Origin of the sequence: Sporosarcina sp. FSL K6-6792 (assembly GCF_038004885.1) — a bacterium.
GTDB classification, from domain to species: Bacteria; Bacillota; Bacilli; order Bacillales_A; family Planococcaceae; genus Sporosarcina; species Sporosarcina psychrophila.
This window is the reverse complement of record NZ_JBBOSA010000001.1, coordinates 2,122,892-2,147,343: the sequence shown is the minus strand read 5'-3', so window position 1 is coordinate 2,147,343 and position 24,452 is coordinate 2,122,892. Positions and strand designations below refer to the sequence as shown.

The window sequence follows — 24,452 nt, the reverse complement described above, 5'->3', positions numbered from 1 at the left end:
GGCATTTTTTTTAGATATTTTTCATTTCGATAAGCGTCTGTTCTTCTGTAAAAGGATGGATGAACGATAACGCAGTTGCAGTTAACCGATAATGACCGTCTTCCGTTTCACTGCCGTCATATAGTGTATCGCCTGTAACTGGGTATCCAATATGTGATAAATGTACGCGGATTTGGTGTGTCCGACCGGTTTCAAGATCAGCCTCTACAATGGAAGTCTCTTCTTTACGTTCAATAAGTCGGAAGTTTGTAACAGCGGCTTGTCCAGACATTGAAACAATTCGTTTGGCTGGATGATGGCGGTCTTTTCCAATCGGAAGTCTAATGGAACCTTTAGGTCGTTTCAAGTAACCGTCAACTTCTGCCGTGTATTTCCGTGAGATGTCATTATTCTCAATCATACGGTCGAAGAGTGCCTTCGCAATTGGATGCTTCGCAACGAGAACAACACCGGAAGTTCCTTTATCAAGACGATGGATATGCTCGGCATAATCCCCGCCATTGTTTTTTACATATGCCATGACAGCATTCATCAGTGTACCTTTGTCCCTTGGACCATCGGGATGTGTTGTCATACCAGCAGGTTTAACAGCTGCCAGGATATGCTCGTCTTCAAAAAGTACGGTAAGTTCAACTTGTTCATCAGCAATATACGTGGAAGCTGCATCAGGGAAAGTAAACACCAATTCTGTACCTTTCGCGAGAGGTAAGCGCCAGTCGTCTACGGGTTCGCCGTTCGAATCTAGTACACTCTTGGCCATACGCATAAGGTGGACCGTCTTTTTACCGCCTTGCCATTTATCTTTGAGCAAGTATTCAACCGTCATATTGTCTTCTTGTGTTTTATAATGAAATAAAGCCATTTAAATCATTCCTTCCAGTCGTGGGCCTACAGGATGTAGGTCATGAAGCGTGAGGGATTGTACTTCATCCCTCCTAGTTGCCGCAGGACGCAGCGAACTTAGACTTCGTTCCATATTATTTGCCTTCGAATTCAGTGAAAAATGCACGTATATTTTCCTCGGGTTGTGCGCCGAGCATACGTCCGACTTCTTTACCATCTTTGTAGTGGACGAGGGCTGGCCAACGTTCAATTTTATAGTCTGTATCCATTCCGGCTTTATCACCAAATTCCATCATGTTATATTGCAGTACGTTGACATCCATCTCTTTTGCAATTGGCATCAAAACAGGTGTCATTTCCATGCAAAATTGACATTCAGGGTGGAAATAATAGGCCGTTACTGATTCACCGGCCTCTATTTTTTTGAACAGAGCATCTGGCAAGACGATGTTGCTGTAGTTTTCATTGCCTATCAAATCGATTGTTGGTTTTTCAAGATTATCCGTTCCATATGGATTGTCTTTCATTTTTGCTTGGTCCGCTTTGTTCGATAATACGACAATGAGGATGAAGACCGCGACAATAGCACCGCCAATGATTAATAATTTTTTCAAGTTACTTCGACTCCTTCTGCCATTTCATCATGAAAAGGCTTGTGATTAAGATGATTAAAAATGCCGTAAGCGCCAAGAATGGAATGGTGATGAATCCGAGATAGTTGATGTATTGTCCTGTACAAGACACGTTTCCACAAGTAGGTGCACTATTGCTCAAAAAAGTCAGCTTTTGAATTCCATAATGATAGAGGGAGATACTTCCACCAACAATCGAGAAAACAGCTAGAGTCAAGGCAATTCGTGCGTTTTTTTGGAACAGGGCGACACCTGAAATGAGTACGATTGGATACATCAGAATCCGCTGGTACCAACAGAGCGTACAGGGCTCATATCCGCGTACTTCCGAAAAGTATAACGAACCGAGCGTTGCGACAAATGAAACTGACCAAATAATAATGAGACTGTTTTCTAGTCGTTTTTGCATATAATCATCTCCTGCTTGGTAAACTACATACACATTTGATTATAGGGTGTCGTATTAAACAAGTAAAACATTATTAACTGTAGGGGCAACTGCGGTATAATGGAGAGATACAGGTTGGGAAGAGGTGTTTCGGATGAGTGAAGAATTTGATTTGTCTGAGTTTGAAATAAGTATGGTTATTCGTCAGATGAAATTTGAGGATATAACGAGGCTTTTAAGTATGCAGGAATTATGTTTCCCTGGCATGGAACCGTGGGAAGAGGGGCATCTAAAGAGTCATTTGGAAAATTTTCCGGAAGGGCAGATGGTTGCTGAATTGGATGGGGAAATCATCGGTTCATGCTCCAGTCTAATCATCAATTTCGATGAGTATGACGACCGCCATACATGGGATGATGTCACTGATGAAGGGTACATAACAAACCATAATCCCGACGGTTATAATATGTACGGCATCGAAGTTATGGTGCATCCTGGCTACCGCCGTATGAAGGTCGGACAGCGTTTGTATGAAGCACGTAAAGAACTTGCGAGAGAGCTCAATTTGAAGTCGATTATCCTAGGTGGTCGGATCCCGAACTACCATAAATTTGCCGAAGAAATGTCGCCGCGTGAATATGTAGATTCTGTGTCGCGCCATAAAATCTATGATCCTGTACTGACGTTCCAACTGATGAATGACTTTACGTTGATGAGGGTTAATCCAAACTATCTACCGGACGATAAAGCATCGAAGAAATATGCAACACTTATGGAATGGAATAACGTTGATTATAAACCGCTGACGAAGCGTCATTTCAAGACAAGTTATCCAGTACGTATTTGCGTTGTCCAATACTTGATGCGCAAGATTTCATCATTCGAAGACATGGCTCATCAGTGCGAATACTTCGTAGACGTCGCGTCTGATGCCAACTCCGATTTCGTCGTCTTCCCGGAAATATTCACGACTCAGCTTATGTCATTTATGGATGAAATATCGCCGAGCCAAGCAGTACGTAAAATGACTGAATATACGCCGCAATATATTGAGATGTTCATGAATCTTGCAGTCCGTTATAACGTGAATATCATTGGTGGATCTCACTTTGTCGAGGAAGAGGATGAAGAAATCTACAATATTTCGTATTTGTTCCGTCGTGATGGGTCAATTGAAAAACAATATAAGATTCACATTACGCCAAATGAACGAAAATGGTGGGGAATTAGTGCAGGAGATGCGGTTCGCGTCTTCGATACAGACTGTGGGAAAATCGCCATCCAAATTTGTTATGATATCGAATTCCCCGAATTGGCACGTATTGCAACAGATATGGGTGCCAATATTATCTTCACACCATTTTGTACAGAAGATAGACAAGGGTATCTGCGCGTCCGTTATTGTGCCCAAGCCCGAGCGATTGAAAATCAGATTTACACTGTTATTTCTGGCACGGTCGGAAACTTGCCACAGACGGCAAATATGGATATCCAATATGCACAATCAGCTATATTCGCTCCATCCGATTTCGAGTTTGCTCGGGATGGCATCGTAGGAGAAACGAATGCAAATTTAGAAATGGTACTTATTGGCGACGTCGACCTCGAGATATTACGTCGCCAGCGTCAGGACGGTACCGTGAAGCAACTAAAAGATCGTCGTCATGATGTGTACCATATCGAGTATAAGAAGGATTGAAAGCAAAAACGCCACGCATATCGGTAAACCTGGTGTACGTGGCTGTTTTTTGTAACGCAAAAAGTAGTTTCCGACTTACTAGGAATTCCATGGCGGTGATAAACTCGTTTAAGACGGTGATAAACGGGTCCATGGCGGTGATAAACCTCCCGATGACGGTGATAAAGCAATTCAACGCGGTGATAACAATCAATATGCATATCAAAAAAGGGCTGTTCTTGTTAGTCGATAAATTATCGATTAGCAGATCAGCCCTTCTCATATAGTGACTCTTTACTTATTTCTTCTTCGAAGGATGATTCCGCATACTTTTTGTTATCTTTTTCCACTTATTCCGGTCTTCGGATCGAGCGGCGGCATCCATTTTTCGTTCAAGGAATGCCAACTCTTTTTGGAGTTTCAGATAGCTCGCATAGCGGTCTTCAGGTAAAGCACCTGTAGCAAGTGCTTCCTGTACTGCACACCCAGGTTCATTGTTATGCTGACAGTCATTGAACTTGCATGAATTGGTGAATGCTTCCACGTCTTTAAAACCTGAATCCAGGCTCTCGCTGTTGTCCCACAGCTGAAACTCTCTCATCCCTGGCGTATCAATCAGTACACCGCCGCCAGGAATCTTAACGAGTTCACGATGGGTTGTCGTATGCCGGCCTTTATCGTCATCATCACGGATATCTTGAACGAACATCGTTTCACCGCCGTAAATGGCGTTTGTAAGAGAGGATTTTCCTACACCTGAAGAACCTAATAAGGCCGCTGTTTTTCCACCATCTAACAGTGCGGTCAATTCGTCAATTCCTTCACCGGTTACATTGCTCACGGCGAAAACATCAGCGCCCATAGCTATATTCCGTGCTTCTTCAATGTAGTAGGAAGGGTCATCACATACGTCTTTCTTTGTCAATACGACGACGGGACTTGCGCCTGAATCATAGGCGGCAACCAGATAACGCTCGAGTCGTCTAGCATTAAAGTCTTTATTCATCGACATGACCAAGAAAACGATATCGATATTTACTGCGATAATTTGTTCGGAAATCATTGTGCCAGCGGATTTTCTGGAGAACAGAGATGTTCTCGGTAATATGTCATGGATAATACCACGTTCTTCACCAGGCATTTTTTCCACTGCGACCCAATCACCGACAGCAGGGAAGTCTCGTCGCTCATCGGCTTCGTACTGCATCGCACCCGAACAGACAGATAGCCATTCACCTTCAGCTGTGACAACCCGATACATTCTTTTATGCTCGAGTGTGACACGCCCAGGCGTACATTTTTTCATTTTTAATCCGTCTTTTATATCATCCCAGTTCGTTTCATGGGATAAATTCCAACCGTACTCGTTTAAATTAATCAATTTATATTCCTCCTGTTATGTGCGTACTAGAAAAGCGCAAGGCGCCTGTAGCTAGACAATAAAAAAGCCGTGGGTCCTTTGATCGGACACCACGGCTTTCACGCGCATAACAGAATAAGCATGCTTATTATAAAAGCACGGCAGGTGAAAGTATGGGTCCGATCAAATTAGCAATAGGTACAATGATAATAGCCATAAAACTTCACCTGCTTTCTGTAAGTTGAATTAATAATAACAAGACGCAAGAAGAAAGTCAATACAGACTTTTCAGGTCATTTGAAATATAGCTGAGAAGGTGGGGAGTGTAACGTATCGGACAAAAAAAGCGTCCTCCATAGGGAAGACGCTTTTAGTTAGGATTCCATTGACAATTCTGAAGTGCTGTCAGTGGAGTCCTGTTCATATTTGATGACTTCTAGGTAGAGAATATGATGACCATCCACATCTTTCACCATGAATTCAAACCCTTGTTCAATAATTTTTTCACCTTGGATTGCTTCAAAGCGTTGGGTCATGATCCAGCCGCCGATTGTATCGATGTCCTCTTCGTTAATGGAAATACCGAGAATGTCATTTACATTTTCGATGCGCATCTTCGCGTCTAAAATGTAGTGGTTTTCCCCGAGAATTTGAATTTCTGGTACTTCATTCATATCGAATTCGTCTTGAATATCACCGACGATTTCTTCTAAAATATCTTCGATAGTTACAAGGCCTGAAGTTCCACCATATTCATCCATTAGAATCGCCATATGAATGCGTTCTCGTTGGATTTTGAGTAGAAGGTCGGCGATTGGTATCGATTCGATGACATGTATAATCGGTTGCATATAATTAACAATTGGTTGATGGCCAGCTGTGTCTGGTTCCTTAATGAATGCTGTCAATAGGTTTTTCATGTTGACCAGACCAATAATATGGTCTTTATCGCCATCCGTGACAGGGTAGCGTGTATATTGTTCAACACCCATCACATCGAATACTTCACGTAATGTCATATCTTTTTCGATTGATATCATTTCTGTCCGAGGGGCCATGATTTCATTGGCAATCCGGTCATCAAATTCGAAAATCTTATTGACATATTTATATTCGGCTTGGTTAATCTCGCCGCTTTTTAAACTATCTGATAAAATCATTCGAAGTTCTTCTTCTGTATGAGCGACTTCTGATTCAGAAATCGATTTATAGCCAAGCAGTCCAACGAAGAAACGTGCAGAACCATTCATACCTTTAATAACAGGGTACATGAGGCGATAAAATAAAATAAGCGGTTTTGCAAATAACAATGTAATGGCTTCCGCTTTTTGAATCGCGATCGTTTTAGGAGCCAATTCACCTATAACAACATGCAAAAATGTTACCGATGTGAATGCGATAATGAATGAAAGAATACTGGAAGTACTAGCTGTTAAATCGAAATACGAGAAAATCGGTTTTAACATTAGTTTTACAGTTGGTTCCCCGAGCATCCCGAGTCCGAGAGCAGTTATCGTAATCCCCAATTGGCAAGCGGACAAATACTCGTCCAGATTACTAATTACCTTTCTCGCAATTACGGCACGCTGGTTACCCTCCGCAACCAGTTGGTCAATCCGTGTTGATCTAATCTTCACAATTGCAAATTCACTCGCAACAAAAAATGCGGTGAGAGCGATCAAGACAGCAAATGCTGTCAATCGTATGGCAATATCCAAATAATTACTTTGTTCCGAACCCAAATGAGGGGGAGAACAAAGTGTACACCTCCTATAGTGGTAAAATCCTTAGTTAACTCTATGATAATTTATTTTCAAGAAAAAAACAAATAGATACTCTTGTCTTACGTATATTTGCTGGTAAGGCGCCTTCGCTCAGTATATATACCGGATTTATCCCAACTAATGAAATGCGCTTTCTCAAATAGACTATCCAGCGAAGGCGCGACTTCGTGGTAGCCGGAGCGATAAGACTGAAAGTGGTCTTCTTTCTGGCTTATCGCGGGAGGCATCCACAAAGCGTCGAAGCGGTATTGGCAGGAATTCTATTTAGTTCTAAGTATTGGTACCTTTTCAGTGGCCTCCTAAAAACCTTTATAAAGCGCTTACGGCGTATTCATTTGTTTAACATCTATAGTAGCTGTTATTCATTACGTATTTCTCTGTTGGTGTCATATTCAATTTAACTCATTCATATATTTATCCAATATTAACGAACAGTAAGATTCTCGCTGACTTGAGGATTACATCATAGAAAATGGTTGCAGTAATTCTGTTTTCGAAAAGTATTGACAACTCTGAAATGGAAATGATAACCTACAAGTAGTTAGTTACTCGAAATAGAAAGGGAGGTACGGAAAATGAAAAAAGTATACGTGTTCCAAAACAACAACAATAAAATGAAACCGTACCTATCCGTGTTTTAGTTTTTAACACTAAATAAACCCGGACCGGCGCGCTTTGCCGTTCCTTTTATGAGCACACGCTTATCTTAAGAAGCGTGTGCTCTTTTTTTGTTTTAATCTAAAGAAAAATTGGTGTTTCCACGCATTGCGTGTTGCATAAAGTTGGACCAACTAATAGGAAAAGGAGTGTTGACGATGTTAATCATCAAACAACAAAGGAAACTATTGAAAAAGGAATCTCTCGAAAGCGGATAGCTGTAAGAGAATAGGGAAGAAGGTTGATTGAATTATGTTTTCAGTGCTATTTAAATTAAAATGGTTTTTTAAAGAAAATCGTAAGAGGTACACAGTTGCGCTTATTCTGCTGATGGTGACGAATATTCTTGTTGTTATTCCACCTTGGCTAATCGGGCAGGCAATTGACTCGATCTATACACAGACGTTGACAGCAAGATTACTTGTTATATTTATTGGTTCTATGTTTTTAATTATGCTTTTCAATTATGCAAGTAACTATGTTTGGCAATACCAATTGTTTGGCGGGGCTTATGTCATCGAACGGCAATTACGGGGAAAGCTTATGCATCATTTTCTGAAAATGACCCCCACGTTTTATGAAAAAAATAAAACAGGCGATCTGATGGCCCGTTCTACAAATGACTTGCGGGCAATATCTGAGACGGCAGGTTTCGGCATCATGACGCTTGTCGATTCGACGCTCTATTTACTGACGCTAGTCTTGACGATGGGCTTTCTCGTGTCGTGGAAATTGACGCTTGTGGCGATTTTACCGCTTCCGATTTTGGCGTTTATCATGCAGGTTTTAGGAAAGAAAATTCACGAAAGATATATGACGGCACAGCAGGCGTTCGGTGATTTGAACGATAATGTCTTGGAAGCGGTCGCGGGTGTAAGGGTTGTTCGTGCATACGTCCAGGAACGTGCATCTGAAAAAGGGTTTTCTGATATGACGGAAGATGTCTATCAGAAAAACATGCACGTCGAGAAGATTGACGCGCTGTTCATGCCGATTTCAAAAGTACTGACAGGGCTGACGTATATGATTGGGCTCGGTTACGGGGCCTACCTTGTATCCATTGGTGATATGACGCTAGGGAATCTCGTTACCTTTAATGTCTATCTTGGGATGATTGTTTGGCCGATGTTTGCAATTGGTGAATTGATTAACGTTTTACAACGCGGAAATGCGTCACTCGACCGGGTGACAGAGACGCTTGATTATGAGGAAGATGTGAAGGATCCTAAACATCCCGTGAATGTTGAACAACCTGATAGTGTAGGTTTCCAGGATGTTACTTTCACGTATCCGACGTCGCATTCGGTCAACTTGGATGCTATTAAGCTCCATTTGAAACGTGGCGATACACTTGGGATAGTTGGGAAAACCGGTAGTGGAAAGACGACATTTGTCAAACAGCTACTGCGTGAATATCCATCCGGAGAAGGGGAAATCGTCTTCTCGGGAGTACCAATGCAGTCAATGACAAAAGATCAGGTAAGGGATTGGATTGGTTACGTCCCGCAAGATCACGTTCTGTTTTCACGGTCAGTCAGGGATAATATTTTATTCGGACGACCCGATGCAACAGAAGCGGACATTGCGGAAACGATTCGTCTGTCCTATTTTGAAAAAGATCTTGAAATGCTTCCTGAAGGACTTGAAACACTCGTCGGAGAGAAGGGTGTTGCATTATCCGGAGGACAGAAACAGCGAATATCCATTGCACGAGCACTGGTGAAAAATCCGGAGATTCTTATTTTAGATGACTCTCTTTCTGCGGTCGATGCGAAAACGGAAGCGAAAATCATAGAGAATATTCAAACGGAACGTTCTGGAAAAACGACAATTATTACAACACACCGACTGTCTGCTATTCAGCATGCAGACTGGATTATCGTCCTTGACGATGGGCGTGTTATTGAAGAGGGAACACATGAGGGCTTACTTGGAATGAACGGCTGGTACAAAGAACAATTCGACCGCCAACAGATTGGGGAGGTTGAATAATATGGGTACCGGTAGACGCTTACTCCATTACGCACTTGACTATAAAAAATTATTACTGACAGGTATTATTCTTCTCGCGTTCGCAGTCGCTGCGGATCTAATGGGACCAATGATTGCCAAGAAAATCATTGATGACCACATTGCAGGGGCTACTGGCGGGGGCATGGATTTCGCTCCGATTGCCAAGCTGCTTGCCATCTTTTTCGGGCTCGCCGTGGTCACTGCGATACTGAGGTATTTCCAGTATTTATTGATGCAACAGGCGGCAAACCGTATCATACAGAAAATGCGTAATGATCTGTACGAACATATTCAGACATTGCCAATCCGCTATTTTGATAATTTGCCTGCTGGGAAAGTTGTTGCAAGAATTACAAATGACACGGAAGCGATCCGTAACTTATATGTGACGGTCGTTTCACAGTTCGCAATTAGCGGAATGTACATTACAGGAATCTTCATTGCGATGTTCATTTTGGATCCTAAAATGGGTGCTATCACGTTATTTGTCTTACCAATACTTTATATTTGGATGAAGGCATACAGAAAATTCGCTTCAAAGGTTAACCATATCATCCGCGGAAAAGTGAGTGACATGAATGCGATGATTAATGAATCAATTAATGGTATGACAATCATTCAGGCATTTCGTCGTGAAAAGCAGATGGAAGAGGAATTCCGTGACTTGAATGATGAACACTTCCGCTATCAGAACAAACTGCTAAAAGTGGAGGCGGCGACTTCACATAACCTTGTCGACGTAATCCGGTCATTGACCTTTGTGTTCTTTATCTGGTATTTTGGCGGTGCTTCGATCTCCACAGAAAGTTTCATTTCAGTTGGGATGCTCTATGCTTTCGTAGACTATATTACACGGTTGTTCAACCCGGTGACGGGCATTGTAAACCAGTTCGCACGTCTCGAGCATTCACTTGTGGCGGCAGAGCGTGTCTTCAAATTATTGGACCGTGAAGGGGAGCCGGTAAGCGACGACAAAATCGCGCGTTACCAGGGAAATGTCCGCTTTGAGAATGTCTGGTTCGCTTATAAGGATGAAGAATATGTCTTAAAGGATCTTTCATTCGGAGCAAAGCAGGGAGAAACGGTCGCACTTGTCGGCCATACTGGATCGGGAAAAAGTTCAATCATGAATTTACTGTTCCGCTTCTATGACGCTTCGAAAGGGAAGATTACGATTGACGGACTAAACATCAGTGACATGCCACGTCAGACGATTCGTGATCATATGGGTATTGTTCTGCAAGACCCTTACTTGTTTAGTGGGACAGTCGAGTCGAACATTAGCTTAGGTGACTCACGCATTACACGCGAAAAAGTGCAACATTCGCTAGATGCAGTCGGTGGGGAACTGGTGTTGAAACATTTGCCAGGCGGAATTGACGAGCCAGTTGTGGAAAAAGGGAGTACGCTCTCTTCTGGACAGCGCCAGCTTATTTCATTCGCACGGGCGCTTGCGTTCGATCCTGCCATTCTTATTCTGGATGAAGCGACTTCCAACATCGACACGGAAACAGAGGAAATCATCCAACATGCGATGGACGTACTGAAAAAAGGGCGTACAACGTTCATCATTGCCCATAGGCTCTCTACTATTAAGAACGCGGATCGTATTTTAGTGTTAGATCGCGGGGAGATTGTTGAACAAGGCTCACATGATGAGTTGCTTATGCTTGGTGGGCAATATGCTCAAATGTATAAATTGCAGGCGGGAACTTCGGTTACTCCGAAAGTTGAATGACAAGGATATGACGAAGGGGACTTCCGTGTAAGTGGGAAGTTCCTTTTTTCTTTGTGATTAAGCTCCAAGTGACTGCTTTATTGTTGCCCGTACTACCCGGTGTGTAGTGCCAGCTGTTGCCACAATTTGAAGGGTACAAATGGTGTCAATAACTGGCATGATGCATTTGAGTTGTTGAAAAACTATTCTGAAAGACGTATCTTTAGAGTAACGAAGTATCTCGTATGGAAAGTTGGAGTAGCATGGGGAAATGGTTTGCGGATTGGAAGTTGAAAATATCTTCATTCAATAAAAACGTCAGGCTATTCATGCTAGCGAACGTGCTCATCCAGATTGGGATGGGTGTATTCATGGTCATGTATAATCTCTATATAAAAGAGTTAGGAATGCCTGAAACTATCAACGGAAAAGTTATTTCTATGACAGCGTTGGCGTCGGCAATTATGCTCGTTCCGGCCGGATTTCTAAGTGATAAATTCGGTCGGAAATGGATGATTGTTGGCGGTGCAATTTTCGGAGGAATGACATTGTTTTACCGAAGTGTTGCAGTTGCCGAAACACCGATAATTTACGCAGCATTTCTGACGGGTTTATTCATGGCATTCGTGCAAGTTTCGGGTGTCCCATTTCTCGCCGAAAACTCAAAGCCCGCCGAACGGGTCCATATGTTTAGTATCCACTTCGCCCTCATGACGGTTGCGAATGTTATCGGCAGTTTGCTTGGGGGCGTTATCGCTGACGTACTAGAAGTCCTCTTGGCTCTCGATGCAGCTGATGCGATTCGTTGGGCGCTTCTAACGGGGGCAACCATTTTTATCATTGGTTTACTTCCCTTATTTAAACTTCAAAACAAGCCGCCTGAATTGGTGCAAATGAAGAAAACGTCCGTTGAAGCTGTGGAAGAAGAGATTGAGAAAGTCGATAGCAGCTTCAGACGGAATATCATTCTGATTTTCCATTTCTCATTTGCGAGTTTGCTGATTGGTTTTGGTTCAGGTCTTGTTGTGCCGTACTTGAATTTATATTTCTCAAACCGATTTGATGCCTCTAATGCATACATTGGTCTTATTTTATCACTTGGATCTGCGATGACGGCGGTAGCTATGCTTATTGGTCCGGCATTAGTGAAAAAGGTTGGGAAAGTGAAAGCGCTTATCCTATTCCAAATGCTGTCTATTCCATTTTTACTATTAACAGCCTATACGACATCCCTGTTGTTAGCATCACTCGGATTCCTTATGCGCCAGGCACTCATGAATGCGGGGAATCCGATTCAAAGCGCTATCGCAATGGAAATCGTGGCTGACAAATACAAAGGACTTGCTAATTCAGTGAACCAAACTGTGTTTAATATTGGATGGGCAGCGATGGGGCCAGTAGCAGCGGGGCTTGTTATTGCAAGTGGTTCGTATTGGGGCTATGCCTATGCATTCACAATCACAGCAGGACTCTATGTTGTTTCCTCGACGTACTATTACTTCATTTTTGGCAGAAGAAATTTGTCGCAGGAATAGGGTGTCAGAAAAAACTGGTTAATTAGTGGTATAATAAATAAAAAGGGGTGTTCTTATGGGCATTACCATTATAGCTGTTGTTGCAATTGTATTGGGACTCGGAGGTATGGTGTTGATTGGTTTTGCAATCTACAAGACACTTTTTAATAAGAAGAAGTCAGGAAATATGTTTACGCCTTTTACTCCTTATGACGATATGACGAGGGGAACAAATGACACGAACAGTAATAAGTACTTGGAAGAAGATACAAGGCACGCGGTTGGCATAGAGGAAACGAGAAATGTAGAATAACAAAACTCCCTGCATACAATATGCAGGGAGTTTTGTTATTCACCGCGTCTGGCTTGTGTTTCTTTCCAGGCATTTTGTTCTTCTGGTACTCGACTCTTATCTTCAAAGACATTTTCAGTTTTCTGATCTTGTACTTTTAACTGTTCCTTTTCTTTACGCAACTCTTCAGGGGATTTTTCTTTATTCATACTGCGCCTCCTTAATACGTCATGGAGGACAGTATTCCCGAAGTTTTCACAAATCAATCATAGACGTGAAAAATCATCAATTCATGAATCATTTTTTTCAAATTGTCTTCTTCAGGCGGCGTTTCTCCTGTCCAAACAATGACACCCTCAGGTAAATAGTCACCGGTATACCTCGTATTGCGGAAGAAAAATGAGAATGTCCAACCCGGTAATTGTGTATTATCAAACATCGGTTTAAAACTGAAATGTTGTAGCATGTAAATAACTCCTCTCATAAGACGCTACCCGACCGCATAATATCAAGAAAAGAAAGCGAAAGGGTGCTGACTTGTTTGTTGATAAATTAAAGCAGGCCATCGAGGATGAGTACAAAGATTATTATTTTTATAAATCAATGCACGACATGACCAATGATCCGCTTTGGCAAGACTTCCTCAGACATATGTATGAAGATGAAAAAAGCCATTATGAAATGTTTCAACAGCTCTATTATATGATGACGGGGACATTTGTACCAAATCCAAAGAGACCATTGCCTTGTTATAACTTAAAAGAGTGTGTTCAGCGGGCATTGGTGAGTGAGCTTGAAGCGGTTGAAATGTATAAGGAAATGCTACTAACCGTTCCTTTTCAGCAGGCCTACAATCCGTTATTCATCGCTATGCATGATGAAATGGAACACGCTATTCGCATGTCAACAATGTACAACGCACTAAGATAAGTCTTTGAATTTTTCCGTTCGGTTTAGTTCTGCTATAATTAGGACTTAACGATACGGAAAAAGGTGAAGCATTTGGGTATTTTATGGACATTGTTATTCATGGCTTTTATTGGTGCATTAATCGGGGGACTTACAAATCATCTGGCGATTAAAATGCTGTTCAGGCCACATGAAGCGAAATATATTGGGAAATGGCGTTTGCCATTCACGCCGGGATTGATACCGAAACGGCGCGATGAACTGGCAGTGCAACTCGGTAAGACGGTGACGAATTATTTATTAACACCGGAAACGTTCAGAAAGAAATTATTGACGCCTGACATGGAGAAGAAAGCAGAGGATTTCCTCCAACAAAAACTTGAGCAGCATATCCTTCTCTCTGATAAAACATTAAATGACTGGCTTAATACTGCCGGCGCGATGAATGTTGCAGGGAAAGCAGAGCGGAAAGTGTTGGAAGTACTCGATGCCCAGCTTAACGCCGTTCGTGTAAAAATGACGACGGGATCGGTAGAAGAGGTGCTACCGCAAAAGTGGCGGGTAGAAGCTGCAGGGCGCATTCCAGCCATAACAACCTATATTCTAGGCAGGTCGGAAACCTACTTCGAATCAGATGAAGGAAAAGCAATGTTCCATAAAATGATTGATGATTTCCTAGCATCAAAAGGTACACTTGGAAGTATGGTAAATATGTTTTTTGGAGAATCAGAATCGCTTGTTGTAAAAGTACAGCGTGAAGCACTGAAGTTTGTCGCAGCACAAGGGACGTATGATCTTGTGAACACAATTATACTTAATGAATGGGAAAAGCTTCAAAAACGTCCCGTTGAGGAACTTCTCTCAGGGTTTGATTGGGATGGGTTGTTCAATTCAGTCCGATCTTATGCAGAAAAAGAACTTGTACTGGAAGCTCGCTTGAATAAGACGATACAGGATTATTGGCCTGCAGGGGCGGAATGGACAGCTGTTAATCTGACGCCGGCGCTGACTAGCTTTGCATTCGAACAGGCAGAAAAACAAATGGAGATATCGCTCCACAAACTTAAATTAGATGATATGGTTAGAGAGCAAGTCGATGCGTTTCCAGTTGCAATACTGGAAGATCTAGTACTTGGCATTTCAAAGCGCGAGTTCAAGATGATCACCATACTTGGAGCATTTCTCGGCGGTTTGATTGGAATCGTTCAAGGCCTCGTCGTCTTGGCAACAAATTTATCCTAGGGGGAACAATACATGACAGTGAATATTTACGATGATTTAAACAAATTGGAAGCAACATTCCGAAAAACTGCAGAGTTTTTAGAAGTACAGCAAGCGGTAGAAGAAGTGAAGGTGGATGACGATGCACTAGCGTTGTTCAAAAACTTCCGAAAAATCCAATTGAGCCTTCAGGAAAAACAGATGCAAGGTGAAGAACCAGTAGCTGAAGAGCTTGAGTATGCTCAAAAGACTGCACAACTTGCGCAGCAAAATCCTAAGATTATGAAAATGCTTGAAGCAGAAATGAAATTGAGTGGCTTGATTGAAGAAGTAAACCGTGTACTGATGAAACCAGTACAACAATTATACGAATCCATCTAAAAACCGGCCTAGGCCGGTTTTTCTTCTTTCACTCCGTAAATTTGCTATAATGATTTTATGTTTATCTAGAGAAAAAACTTCGGTTTTATAAATAGAAAGTTGGGTACTTACAATGCAAAAAATCATCATGAAAGAAAACTACGAACAGGGTTGGATTAGGATGTTTACGCATCTAGCAAACCTTTTCTTTGAACAATCGAAAATAGTCGATGAAGATGAAGAGGGTGCGATACTGGCAAATTTGACGTTGGAACGGACGCTTGATGGACAACTTGTCGGAAAGGCAATCCTTACATGGGACGGTGTGGAATATTCTGCTGAGTTTTCTGAGATAGAAGAGACGGACGATGATAAAGCGATTACCCGCCAGTTAAAGCGGATTTATTCACACGTTTTCCTTGAAACGCTTGAACAAGCAACAGGGATGCATCAATCGTGGGGAATTCTGACAGGGATTCGCCCGATGAAACTGTACCATAAATATCGTCACGAAGGACACAGTACGGAAGAGGCCCAGCAATTGTTAATGAATCGCCATCGGCTCTCGAGCGAAAAAAGCGAACTTCTAGCAAAAATAGCGAATGTGCAGTTGCGAACGGTGCCTGATTTACACGAATTAAAAAATGAAGTAAGTATTTATATAGGCATTCCATTTTGTCCGACGAAATGTGCGTATTGCACATTCCCAGCCTATGCGATTAATCGAAAAAATGGACGAGTCGAAACATTCCTAGACGGATTGCATGAAGAAATCCGAGAAATGGGAAAATGGCTGACAGAGCGAGACATGGCCATTACGACGATTTACTTCGGTGGAGGAACTCCGACATCTATAGAAGCGGAAGAAATGGACGCGCTATATGAAACGATGTATGCTTCATTCCCTAATATGGATAAAGTCAGAGAAGTAACGGTAGAAGCAGGTCGTCCTGATACGATTACGCCTGCTAAAATCGAAGTTCTGAAAAAATGGGGCATTGACCGGATAAGCGTCAATCCGCAATCCTATACAGATGAGACACTAAAAGCAATCGGTCGTCACCATACTGTTCAAGAAACAGTCGATAAGTTCTGGTTGTCACGCGATATGGGCATGAAAAATATTAATATGGATCTCATCATCGGTTTGCCAAATGAAGGAATGGAAGAATTCAAGCATTCACTTGCAGAGACTGAAAAAATGCAACCCGAATCGCTGACAGTTCATACATTGTCATTCAAACGGGCATCTGAAATGACTCGTAATAAAGACAAATACAAAGTAGCTAATCGTGAAACAGTCGAGCAGATGATGAAACTCGGAGAAGAGTGGAACGCTGCAAATGGCTATGAACCGTACTATTTATACCGTCAAAAGAACATTTTAGGCAACTTGGAAAACGTCGGGTACGCAAAGCCTGGTGAAGAAAGTATCTATAACATTGTTATTATGGAAGAGGTACAGACGATCATTGGAGTAGGCTGTGGGGCTTCAAGTAAGTTCATTGACCCTGAAACGGGGAAAATTACGCAGTTCTATAATCCGAAAGATCCGGCAGCTTATATTCTGACATATGAAGATTCAATCGTGAAGAAACTCGCTCATCTTGACGCGATTTTTCCAGAGATGGTTAAGTAGAAAAGCGCAAGCGCCTTGATAGACCCTACTCTAGGTAGAAAAACGTATACTTTCTTAGCTCTTAAATAAAGGGTTTACTGAAAAAACACCGAATCTAAGAAGTGAATGGTAATTCATTTCTTACGAAGGGGTGTTTTTTTATGTATACAACTGTCGAATTAAAAAAAGAGGGACGCCTTGCGCATCTTACGTTGAATAGGCCTGCATCGATGAACGCGATGGATAGTGTCATGATGAAGGAACTAGCAGATGTTTTCGAGGAATTGAAAAGCGATGTGTCAGTTCAAGTTTTGGTAATCCAAGGGGCCGGTCGTGCATTTTCTGCGGGTGGGGATATTAAAGCGATGTTAAATCCGGATAGCCCAATGGATATTGGTAGCGTAATGGTAGACGTGTCACGTCTTGCGAAAGCACTTTATACATTACCGCAAGTTACGATTGCGGTGGTCCATGGTGCGGCGGCAGGACTTGGATTTAGCCTTGTGCTTGGCTGCGATTATATTATTGCGGAAGAGGAAAGTAAACTTGCGATGAACTTTATCGGCATTGGTCTAATTCCAGACGGGGCAGGTCATTTCTTCTTAAAAGAACGCGTAGGTGTGCCTCAAGCGAAAAAACTCATTTGGTCAGGAAAAGTGATGAATGGTCAAGAAGCACTTGAAAAAGGACTCATCGATGAAGTGACTGCACAAGATACTGGTGCTGAACGCGGCGAAGCGTTTGCTCATAAACTGCTTGCGTCGCCGATTGCAGCAATGATTGCATCGAAAAAAATTCTGCACGCGCAAAAAACGAAAGAACTTGAAAGCATATTGGCAATGGAAAGTGAAGCACAAGTGGCAATGCGGAAAACAGCAGACCACCTAGAAGGTATTCAGGCATTTGTAGGAAAACGTAAGCCGGAATTTATAGGGAAATGATTTTTATGTAATATGGACACTGGTTTAGGGGTGAGTTTTTACACCATCCTGAATCAGTGTCTTTTCTTGTACTAGACATTTTGTACAATTAACATGTGGCGGTCATAAAACGGCTGATGCCAGTCATAACTGTACCCATGGCGAGCATAACAAGCTCCATGGCGGTCATAAGGAAGAAAGGAAATCAACAATTTAATCCAACGCATGCAGTCTGAATCAGCCTGCGTAATTAAAAAAGTACCAAGCATGAATCCGTTGAATAAAAGGATCAGTGCTTGGTACTTTTTATTTTATTTTGAAATGAACTTACTTATATTTATCAAGCATTTCACGCCATGAGAAGTACCCTTTTTCAACAGCGCGAAGTAACAGCTCAGCCGTTGCAATATTTGTAGCGAGTGGGATGCCATAGACATCACAAAGGCGTAATAACGCACTGACATCGGGTTCATGTGGTTGAGCAGTTAGTGGATCACGGAAAAACAAGATTAAGTCCAGCTCGCCAGTTGCAACCATTGCACCAATTTGCTGATCACCACCCAAAGGTCCCGAATTAAGTCGGGTTACAGATAAATTGGTTTCGTCCATAATTCTTTTTCCCGTTGTACCGGTAGCAAATAATGTGTATTGCGAAAAGATATATTCGTAGGCAATTGTGAAATTCACCATTTCATTTTTCTTTTCGTCATGGGCAATTAATGCGATTTTCATTTCTCAACACCCTGTCTATTTGTATGATGGAAATGCTTTGTTTCTGTTTAGGATTACATAATAAATGAAGTGAAGTAATCATCTAAGCATAAATTTATTCAAGAATGGAACAATAACAACTTTCCAGCAGGAGAGGCAAGGCGGTGTGTTTTGGTGAGAAGGTTTTTCTCCTCAAGCATTACTTGGCCTTTTTCTTTTGCTGCTTCGTCCGTTTCAGCTGTGAATGTATCTTCTGTAATTAATTCCCCCGTTGGTTCAAAAGCTGTTAGTTTATATGTTCTCACATAATTCACCCTTTCCACTCTATTTCATTCATTATACTATGAAAAATTCTAAAAGGAAATTTGTAAAGGTTACTTGACATCTCGAGTGTAGTAAAGTAACCTTTACGTAAAGCAACCTTTACAATAGTCGGTGTCTAGACTCCGGGTGCCCTGCGCTTTTCGTATGAAAGGGGAGCATTGAAATGAATAACTTGATAAAGGAAATGCGGACTGCGATGGGGCTAACGCAAGATGATCTGTCGGAGAAACTGGAAGTTTCGAGACAGACGATTATTTCCCTCGAAAAAGGTAGATATAACCCATCACTGACATTAGCGTTCAAACTTGCGAAGTTATTCAATTGTCGCATTGAAGATATTTTTACACCAGAGGAGGATTGAAAATGTACGAAGGGTTTAATATATGGGTATTTCTTGCAGGGCTGCCGCTTGCTGTAGTCATTATTTTCATTACTATGTTAATAAATCGGAAAAGGGGAAAGAAAGAACGATGGTTTGACGAACGATATAGAACGATTCATCAACATGCCCGTTCAATTTCGTGGTGTGCGACAACGGTTGCGATACTCATTGCTTGGGCAGTTATCATTATTGTTGAAGGACCGCAACTTGCATTTTTCATTCTAACGGGAATCTGGGTAGTGCACATGGCGTCGTATGCGATTGGTACAGCAATCGCCAGTAGTAAAAACTGAAAAACTAAAAAAGTGAAACTTCAGAGTGCTAGATACGTATAGTTAATATTGGGTAAAACGAAAGGGGTAATCAAATGTCATTGCTACTTGAAAATGTAACGAAACGATTTGGAGATTTCACGGCGGTTGATGATTTGACGCTGTCTGTAGGTAAAGGCACGATGTACGGTTTTCTTGGAGCGAACGGTGCAGGTAAGACGACGACATTTCGGATGATTCTTGGTCTATTAAATGCGAATGAAGGACGGATTACGTGGAATGGGAAACCGATTTCTTACGCAACAAGTCCTGAGATTGGTTATTTACCGGAGGAACGCGGCCTTTATCCGAAAATGAAGGTGGAAGAGCAACTGATTTTTCTAGCACAATTACGTGGTATGACAAAGTCGGATGCCAAGACAGCTATGAATAAATGGCTGGAACGAATGGAAATCACTCACTATGCCAATAAAAAAGTGGAAGAACTATCAAAAGGAAATCAACAAAAAATCCAAGTAATTGCATCTCTCATGCATAATCCGCAATTGTTAATTCTAGATGAACCATTTTCAGGGTTGGATCCAGTAAACGTTGAAATGCTGAAAAAGGCGATAATTCAATTTCGTAATGATGGTGCAACTATTGTATTCTCGAGCCATCGCATGGATCATGTCGAAGAATTGTGTGAGCAACTTAGTATCATCGATAAAGGTAAGCAAATCGTGAGCGGGACACTCCGCGATGTGAAGCGGTCATATGGCAAGCAGAACGTACGCATAAATTCAGACAATGATTTAGCACATCTGAATGCGATTGCAGGTGTTACATCTGTCCATAAGTCGGTTGAAGGGGCACTCTACCAGGTCGAATCTGAACAAGTGGCCAATGATTTGTTGACGGCCGCATTAAAGTCGGGCCCGATTCGCCATTTTGGGATTGAGGAACCTTCGCTACAAGACATTTTCATCGAAAAGGTGGGGAAACAGCATGCGTGAATTCATGATCATTTTTAAACAGGCATTTACGACAAAAGCGAAAACGAAATCGTTCATTATAACAACATCCATCATGATTGCGGCGGTTTTCCTTTTTGCTAACATGGAAAAAATCATTGATACCGTTAAAGGTGCCACGGGCGGAGATAAAGATTCGGCGGAAGTGCTGCAAGTACTCGATGAAAGCGGTGTTCTTGCGGAGCGGTTGAAAATGCAACTAGAGTCAAATGAATCAGGTATTAAGGTAGAACTGTCCAGTAAATCGGAAAATGCGCTTACAGAACAAGTGAAAGAGGGAGAAATCGATTCGTTCGTGACGCTTGGACTTGATAACACAAATACAATTCAAGCGAACTACATCTCGATGAGTGCCATGGACTTTTCTCTTCCAATGATGCTAGAAGAAGCACTTAAGTCGATTCAAACAGAAATGAAAGCGGAGGAGCTCTCACTGTCTAGTGAGCAAGTACAGACACTATTCGCACCTATCCAATTTGAACAGCAATCTGTATCTCCGTCAGCGAAATCACAAGAAGAATTGAGCCAAGCACGTGGTCTCGTCTATGTACTCATGTTTCTTATTTACTTTGCAGTCATCGTATATTCAAGTATGATCGCGACAGAAGTTGCTGCGGAAAAATCATCGCGTGTGATGGAAATTCTTATCTCAAGCGTATCACCTGTTAAACATATGTTTGCAAAAGTACTTGGCATTGGATCGCTTGGTCTTTTGCAAATGGTATTATTGGGTCTGGCAGGATATATTGCATTGAAAACAACAGGTTCTGAAATGGCAGATGGCTTCTTTTCCGTCTTCGGCTTTTCGAATATGAATGTGGGAACGCTTGTCTATGCGCTAGTTTTCTTCCTGTTGGGCTATTTCCTTTTCGCGACGCTAGCAGCACTTCTTGGCTCACTTGTCAGCCGCACGGAAGATGTACAGCAGATTATCATGCCAATGACGTTGCTAATCGTGGCAGGGTTCATGATTGCGGCAACTGGGCTAGGAAATCCTGAAATGGCCTATATAAAATATGCTTCGTTTTTCCCGTTCTTTGCGCCACTCGTCATGTTCTTGCGCGTTGGTATGTTGGAGTTACCAGTATGGGAACCGTTATTGTCAATTGCGATTATGCTTGTGACAATTTTCCTTTTGGGCTTCTTCGGAGCACGTGTTTACCGCGGTGGCGTTCTCATGTACGGACCGTCTCGTTCGTTGAAAGATATTAAAAAAGCCATCCAGCTTGGAAAAGAATAAGTGAAGATGAAAAAGACTCTGAATTAGTTCTAAAGGGTTTTCTTAGTGGGGGCAAAACAGCAAAATACTAGGCGGTGTTAATGTATAGGGGGGAAATCACCTACAATGAAGAGGATGCTTTCTTTTTATTGAGTAATGAAATTAAATATTTCCGGGAATTGGTGCTATGTCAACCTGCTGTGTATGGTGTATACAAAATTGTTAAGCAATCGATTCGATGATTTGCGGATTGATCCCATGAAGCGAATCCTGTTTCTTGTTCAACTATATGGTAGGTTAGTGGAAGAAGGATTCTCTGATAAAAGAAGTATTGTGTTCACACCTGTTGATTAACCGAATTTAACCAGTTAATAACTTAATCACACACTGGGCGCTACGTGTATCGTTGCATTTTGATTGCTTTGGATAGAATGACTTCTATACGATTACCGAGATGTCTGGATATGTAGGGATGCGACAAAGTCGCATCCCTACATATTTTTTTCGGCAATCGTATGGTGGTCCTTCATCCGTCGCGCTCCAAATTCATAAGTACACGTAGTTCTGAAGCTTTTTAGGACGGAAGAATAGCTGGCTTCTTAACTGGAGAAAAAGCCGCCAAAGATGCAATTTTGGCAGCTGAAACTTTCGATATAGTTTTTCCTTTTTTTTATTAAAGAAGTGTCACTTTCTATCAGGTATCACATGATTGGATGCAAACTCTTTGCTAGAAGTAAGCAAGGAACAAATTGTACAACGTGCAAGAGTGCCCGAAATTGCATCTTCGGGCACTAACAATCGCTATAGAAAGTCATCTATTCGCACACAACTGCATTTTTTACTTGAATAGTGTAGGTACGCGAAAGGCAACTATTCGCAACAGAATTACCGAAAAAAGTGCGGCTAGAAGTGTCATGAATAGTTCGCCGAAAGCGAATCGGAAATGATCCAGTGAAAATGGATTTTTCTAAGCCCTAGTCACTCGTATTTCATGTAAATAAATGGTTAATCAACAGACGTGTATTTTGTTTGTTATATTGGATCTAAGAGGGTATATAACGAAGTATTTACTCCATCCTAAATAGGCACATTAATCTTATGATTAATGTGCCTATTTAGTTATGGGATGGTGGTAATTTTGAGTTTCTTAAAAAAAGTCTCATGTTTGTTAATACTTTTTTTAGTTTTTGTAAATTTGATTGGTCGCGAAGGAATCGCTTCAGATGGTGAAATTACGCTAAAAGAAGCGATTGACATTGGATTGCAGCGAGCAAAAGAATGGAATGTAAACGCAACACTATCAAGAATAAACAGTGTGGATGAAACGAAGGGAGGCTCGAGAGGAGATACAGGGAAACGCTTTATATGGTCTATGTTCTTTGTCGTGCCAGGTACAGATGATTTTGCACTAATTGGTATCTCAGAAAAGAAAATTACCGTGTTTAGACCAGATAAGCAATCTCCGGATCCAACAATATCCTACGATGAGATTAAGTTGGATAGCTCTGATGTACTCCAACTAGCAAAGGATAAATACGGACTAAACCCTGGAAAGGATTGGGCAACAGGATATCATTTTACACTTGATAATATCGATGGTATACCCATTCTAACAGTGTTTGGAAATGATCGAGATAGCCGTTTTACTCGAATTTCATTCAATGCCAAAAACGGAGATGTGGTCAGTGCCATTCATAAATTACCATACGGTGGAGGGTTACTATCCAAACGGAATGGCATCGAAAACCTAACAAAAAAAGGGATGGCGATTAAGGGGGTTTTCGCTGGAAACAACAATTTAGTGGTATGGGGAGACAAAAAGCCAACACAATTTAGTACAACCAAGCAACCTTTTATTGAATGGAGCCATAACAATGGCGAAACATGGACAGAACTCCAAGCTACCAATTATGTAATACACGCGTGGTTTGATATGAATGATCAATTATATGCAGCAACGGAAAAAGAATTATGGGCAGGTATTACCTCAAAAAGTAAGGGAACGAAAATCTTTTCGTTAGACCACCCGATCGAAAACATCGATTATTCAATCAACAACCTTATAGCTGTGCTATCAAATGGAAAGGTTTACTATACAACCAATCAAGGGGAGAGTTGGGGACAAGCTATAGTTCCTAAACCATTTTATGTGGTTCAAATATCGGATAATGGTGATTTGGTAGGGCTCACAGAGGAAAGGAAGATTTTGCAAAAGAAAAATGATGGGTGGAACGAGATAACCATGCCGAATAGCAATGAAGAACCTGAGGATATGAAAGTGATTAATAATAGGCTATTCATTACCACACAAAGTGGAATTTGGACCCAAGATCTTCAAGAGGGAAATTGGAGAAAAATCAAAGTTGATGAAGTGATAGTTAAACTTATTAAAAAAGGAGAGAAATTATTCGGAATCACACATAGGACTGAAGCTATTTATGCCATCAACACGAAAGATGAAAGAAAACATGAAAAAATGTTTGATGCAAGGGATTCCATCGTTTGGGATATGGATATCATGGGAGACACGTTATGGATCGCAACTAGCCCAGATTATTCGTGGGAAGACATGCCGATTCCACAGAGACGATAAAAATTTCAAGGGTATATCCATGAATAAATAGA

At 41.6% G+C, this 24,452-nt stretch carries 24 protein-coding genes; 15 read left to right on the top strand and 9 right to left on the bottom strand.

The genetic code is table 11. The annotated features are described in order from the left end of the window. Window positions 1-10: 10 nt before the first annotated feature. The 3 genes from MKZ26_RS10365 to MKZ26_RS10355 form a co-directional block, all read right to left on the bottom strand. On the bottom strand, window positions 11-862 hold the full coding sequence (locus MKZ26_RS10365; RefSeq protein WP_067205872.1) for an RluA family pseudouridine synthase: 852 nt from the start codon (window positions 860-862) through the stop codon (window positions 11-13). A 115-nt stretch (window positions 863-977) separates the two neighbouring features. Next, the gene (locus tag MKZ26_RS10360) at window positions 978-1,457 is read right to left on the bottom strand and encodes a thioredoxin family protein (protein WP_340766124.1); all 480 of its coding nucleotides are present in this window, start codon (window positions 1,455-1,457) and stop codon (window positions 978-980) included. Between the two features lies 1 nt (window position 1,458). After that, window positions 1,459-1,884 (bottom strand): disulfide oxidoreductase, encoded by a 426-nt coding sequence (locus tag MKZ26_RS10355; protein WP_340766123.1) that lies wholly within the window; start codon window positions 1,882-1,884, stop codon window positions 1,459-1,461. A 133-nt stretch (window positions 1,885-2,017) separates the two neighbouring features. Between MKZ26_RS10355 and MKZ26_RS10350 the strand changes: the two genes are divergently transcribed. Beyond that, window positions 2,018-3,562, top strand: coding sequence for a bifunctional GNAT family N-acetyltransferase/carbon-nitrogen hydrolase family protein (locus MKZ26_RS10350; RefSeq protein ID WP_340766122.1), 1,545 nt, complete (start codon window positions 2,018-2,020; stop codon window positions 3,560-3,562). 277 nt (window positions 3,563-3,839) lie between these two features. On the opposite strand, the gene rsgA is transcribed toward MKZ26_RS10350, so the two are convergent. Then, window positions 3,840-4,919: a ribosome small subunit-dependent GTPase A gene (gene rsgA / locus MKZ26_RS10345; RefSeq protein ID WP_445683458.1), complete on the bottom strand. Its 1,080-nt coding sequence runs from the start codon at window positions 4,917-4,919 to the stop codon at window positions 3,840-3,842. A 356-nt stretch (window positions 4,920-5,275) separates the two neighbouring features. After that, window positions 5,276-6,601, bottom strand: coding sequence for a hemolysin family protein (locus MKZ26_RS10340; RefSeq protein ID WP_067213830.1), 1,326 nt, complete (start codon window positions 6,599-6,601; stop codon window positions 5,276-5,278). A 993-nt stretch (window positions 6,602-7,594) separates the two neighbouring features. On the opposite strand from MKZ26_RS10340, the gene MKZ26_RS10335 reads away from it, so the two are divergent. From MKZ26_RS10335 to MKZ26_RS10320, 4 genes are all read left to right on the top strand, one after another. Next, window positions 7,595-9,334: an ABC transporter ATP-binding protein gene (locus tag MKZ26_RS10335; protein WP_340766121.1), complete on the top strand. Its 1,740-nt coding sequence runs from the start codon at window positions 7,595-7,597 to the stop codon at window positions 9,332-9,334. A gap of 1 nt (window position 9,335) precedes the next feature. Next, on the top strand, window positions 9,336-11,093 hold the full coding sequence (locus MKZ26_RS10330) for an ABC transporter ATP-binding protein (protein ID WP_340766120.1): 1,758 nt from the start codon (window positions 9,336-9,338) through the stop codon (window positions 11,091-11,093). Window positions 11,094-11,317: 224 nt separating this feature from the next. Continuing rightward, window positions 11,318-12,607 (top strand): MFS transporter, encoded by a 1,290-nt coding sequence (locus tag MKZ26_RS10325; RefSeq protein ID WP_340766119.1) that lies wholly within the window; start codon window positions 11,318-11,320, stop codon window positions 12,605-12,607. Window positions 12,608-12,662: 55 nt separating this feature from the next. Beyond that, the gene (locus MKZ26_RS10320; protein WP_187046664.1) at window positions 12,663-12,899 is read left to right on the top strand and encodes a hypothetical protein; all 237 of its coding nucleotides are present in this window, start codon (window positions 12,663-12,665) and stop codon (window positions 12,897-12,899) included. A gap of 35 nt (window positions 12,900-12,934) precedes the next feature. Here MKZ26_RS10320 and MKZ26_RS10315 read toward each other — a convergent pair whose 3' ends face one another. Further along, a complete protein-coding gene (locus MKZ26_RS10315) occupies window positions 12,935-13,087 on the bottom strand; it encodes a hypothetical protein (protein ID WP_156475954.1) in 153 nt (50 codons plus the stop codon). Between the two features lie 53 nt (window positions 13,088-13,140). Next, the gene (locus tag MKZ26_RS10310; RefSeq protein ID WP_067205894.1) at window positions 13,141-13,344 is read right to left on the bottom strand and encodes a YheE family protein; all 204 of its coding nucleotides are present in this window, start codon (window positions 13,342-13,344) and stop codon (window positions 13,141-13,143) included. Between the two features lie 71 nt (window positions 13,345-13,415). Here MKZ26_RS10310 and MKZ26_RS10305 point away from each other — a divergent pair, with 71 nt between their 5' ends. The 5 genes from MKZ26_RS10305 to MKZ26_RS10285 all read left to right on the top strand — a co-directional run bounded on the left by MKZ26_RS10305 (window position 13,416) and on the right by MKZ26_RS10285 (window position 17,927). Continuing rightward, a complete protein-coding gene (locus MKZ26_RS10305) occupies window positions 13,416-13,808 on the top strand; it encodes a ferritin-like domain-containing protein (protein ID WP_340766118.1) in 393 nt (130 codons plus the stop codon). Window positions 13,809-13,871: 63 nt separating this feature from the next. Continuing rightward, window positions 13,872-15,029 (top strand): DUF445 domain-containing protein, encoded by a 1,158-nt coding sequence (locus tag MKZ26_RS10300; protein WP_340766117.1) that lies wholly within the window; start codon window positions 13,872-13,874, stop codon window positions 15,027-15,029. A 12-nt stretch (window positions 15,030-15,041) separates the two neighbouring features. Beyond that, window positions 15,042-15,389, top strand: a complete 348-nt coding sequence (locus tag MKZ26_RS10295) for a YlbF family regulator (protein WP_067205901.1) — start codon at window positions 15,042-15,044, stop codon at window positions 15,387-15,389. 112 nt (window positions 15,390-15,501) lie between these two features. Continuing rightward, complete coding sequence (locus MKZ26_RS10290) at window positions 15,502-17,007, top strand: coproporphyrinogen III oxidase (RefSeq protein ID WP_067205904.1); 1,506 nt, start codon at window positions 15,502-15,504, stop codon at window positions 17,005-17,007. A 140-nt stretch (window positions 17,008-17,147) separates the two neighbouring features. Further along, window positions 17,148-17,927: an enoyl-CoA hydratase gene (locus tag MKZ26_RS10285; RefSeq protein ID WP_340766116.1), complete on the top strand. Its 780-nt coding sequence runs from the start codon at window positions 17,148-17,150 to the stop codon at window positions 17,925-17,927. 306 nt (window positions 17,928-18,233) lie between these two features. On the opposite strand, the gene mgsA is transcribed toward MKZ26_RS10285, so the two are convergent. Both mgsA and MKZ26_RS10275 read right to left on the bottom strand, forming a co-directional pair. After that, window positions 18,234-18,638, bottom strand: a complete 405-nt coding sequence (gene mgsA / locus MKZ26_RS10280; RefSeq protein WP_340766115.1) for a methylglyoxal synthase — start codon at window positions 18,636-18,638, stop codon at window positions 18,234-18,236. A 98-nt stretch (window positions 18,639-18,736) separates the two neighbouring features. After that, entirely contained in the window at window positions 18,737-18,922 is a 186-nt protein-coding gene (locus MKZ26_RS10275) for a YhzD family protein (RefSeq protein WP_340766114.1), read from the bottom strand. A gap of 182 nt (window positions 18,923-19,104) precedes the next feature. Between MKZ26_RS10275 and MKZ26_RS10270 the strand changes: the two genes are divergently transcribed. The 5 genes from MKZ26_RS10270 to MKZ26_RS10250 all read left to right on the top strand — a co-directional run bounded on the left by MKZ26_RS10270 (window position 19,105) and on the right by MKZ26_RS10250 (window position 24,420). Then, entirely contained in the window at window positions 19,105-19,302 is a 198-nt protein-coding gene (locus tag MKZ26_RS10270; RefSeq protein WP_067205914.1) for a helix-turn-helix transcriptional regulator, read from the top strand. 2 nt (window positions 19,303-19,304) lie between these two features. Further along, window positions 19,305-19,616 (top strand): hypothetical protein, encoded by a 312-nt coding sequence (locus MKZ26_RS10265; protein WP_067205915.1) that lies wholly within the window; start codon window positions 19,305-19,307, stop codon window positions 19,614-19,616. Window positions 19,617-19,690: 74 nt separating this feature from the next. Next, complete coding sequence (locus tag MKZ26_RS10260) at window positions 19,691-20,590, top strand: ABC transporter ATP-binding protein (RefSeq protein WP_340766113.1); 900 nt, start codon at window positions 19,691-19,693, stop codon at window positions 20,588-20,590. Further along, entirely contained in the window at window positions 20,583-21,848 is a 1,266-nt protein-coding gene (locus MKZ26_RS10255; protein ID WP_340766112.1) for an ABC transporter permease, read from the top strand. Before MKZ26_RS10260 ends, MKZ26_RS10255 begins: the two co-directional genes overlap by 8 nt. Window positions 21,849-22,992: 1,144 nt before the next feature. Beyond that, window positions 22,993-24,420: a hypothetical protein gene (locus MKZ26_RS10250; RefSeq protein ID WP_340766111.1), complete on the top strand. Its 1,428-nt coding sequence runs from the start codon at window positions 22,993-22,995 to the stop codon at window positions 24,418-24,420. The last annotated feature ends 32 nt before the right edge of the window (window positions 24,421-24,452 follow it).

Bases quoted from the DNA above. Each gene is read 5' to 3' on its own strand.
- MKZ26_RS10355 (WP_340766123.1), bottom strand. From the start codon at position 1,884: ATGCAAAAACGACTAGAAAACAGTCTCATTATTATTTGGTCAGTTTCA.
- MKZ26_RS10335 (WP_340766121.1), top strand. From the start codon at position 7,595: ATGTTTTCAGTGCTATTTAAATTAAAATGGTTTTTTAAAGAAAATCGT.
- MKZ26_RS10320 (WP_187046664.1), top strand. From the start codon at position 12,663: ATGGGCATTACCATTATAGCTGTTGTTGCAATTGTATTGGGACTCGGA.
- MKZ26_RS10350 (WP_340766122.1), top strand. From the start codon at position 2,018: ATGAGTGAAGAATTTGATTTGTCTGAGTTTGAAATAAGTATGGTTATT.
- MKZ26_RS10315 (WP_156475954.1), bottom strand. From the start codon at position 13,087: ATGAATAAAGAAAAATCCCCTGAAGAGTTGCGTAAAGAAAAGGAACAG.
- MKZ26_RS10260 (WP_340766113.1), top strand. From the start codon at position 19,691: ATGTCATTGCTACTTGAAAATGTAACGAAACGATTTGGAGATTTCACG.
- MKZ26_RS10295 (WP_067205901.1), top strand. From the start codon at position 15,042: ATGACAGTGAATATTTACGATGATTTAAACAAATTGGAAGCAACATTC.
- mgsA (WP_340766115.1), bottom strand. From the start codon at position 18,638: ATGAAAATCGCATTAATTGCCCATGACGAAAAGAAAAATGAAATGGTG.
- MKZ26_RS10270 (WP_067205914.1), top strand. From the start codon at position 19,105: ATGAATAACTTGATAAAGGAAATGCGGACTGCGATGGGGCTAACGCAA.
- MKZ26_RS10330 (WP_340766120.1), top strand. From the start codon at position 9,336: ATGGGTACCGGTAGACGCTTACTCCATTACGCACTTGACTATAAAAAA.
- MKZ26_RS10255 (WP_340766112.1), top strand. From the start codon at position 20,583: ATGCGTGAATTCATGATCATTTTTAAACAGGCATTTACGACAAAAGCG.
- MKZ26_RS10325 (WP_340766119.1), top strand. From the start codon at position 11,318: ATGGAAAGTTGGAGTAGCATGGGGAAATGGTTTGCGGATTGGAAGTTG.
- MKZ26_RS10310 (WP_067205894.1), bottom strand. From the start codon at position 13,344: ATGCTACAACATTTCAGTTTTAAACCGATGTTTGATAATACACAATTA.
- MKZ26_RS10365 (WP_067205872.1), bottom strand. From the start codon at position 862: ATGGCTTTATTTCATTATAAAACACAAGAAGACAATATGACGGTTGAA.
- MKZ26_RS10265 (WP_067205915.1), top strand. From the start codon at position 19,305: ATGTACGAAGGGTTTAATATATGGGTATTTCTTGCAGGGCTGCCGCTT.
- MKZ26_RS10285 (WP_340766116.1), top strand. From the start codon at position 17,148: ATGTATACAACTGTCGAATTAAAAAAAGAGGGACGCCTTGCGCATCTT.
- MKZ26_RS10290 (WP_067205904.1), top strand. From the start codon at position 15,502: ATGCAAAAAATCATCATGAAAGAAAACTACGAACAGGGTTGGATTAGG.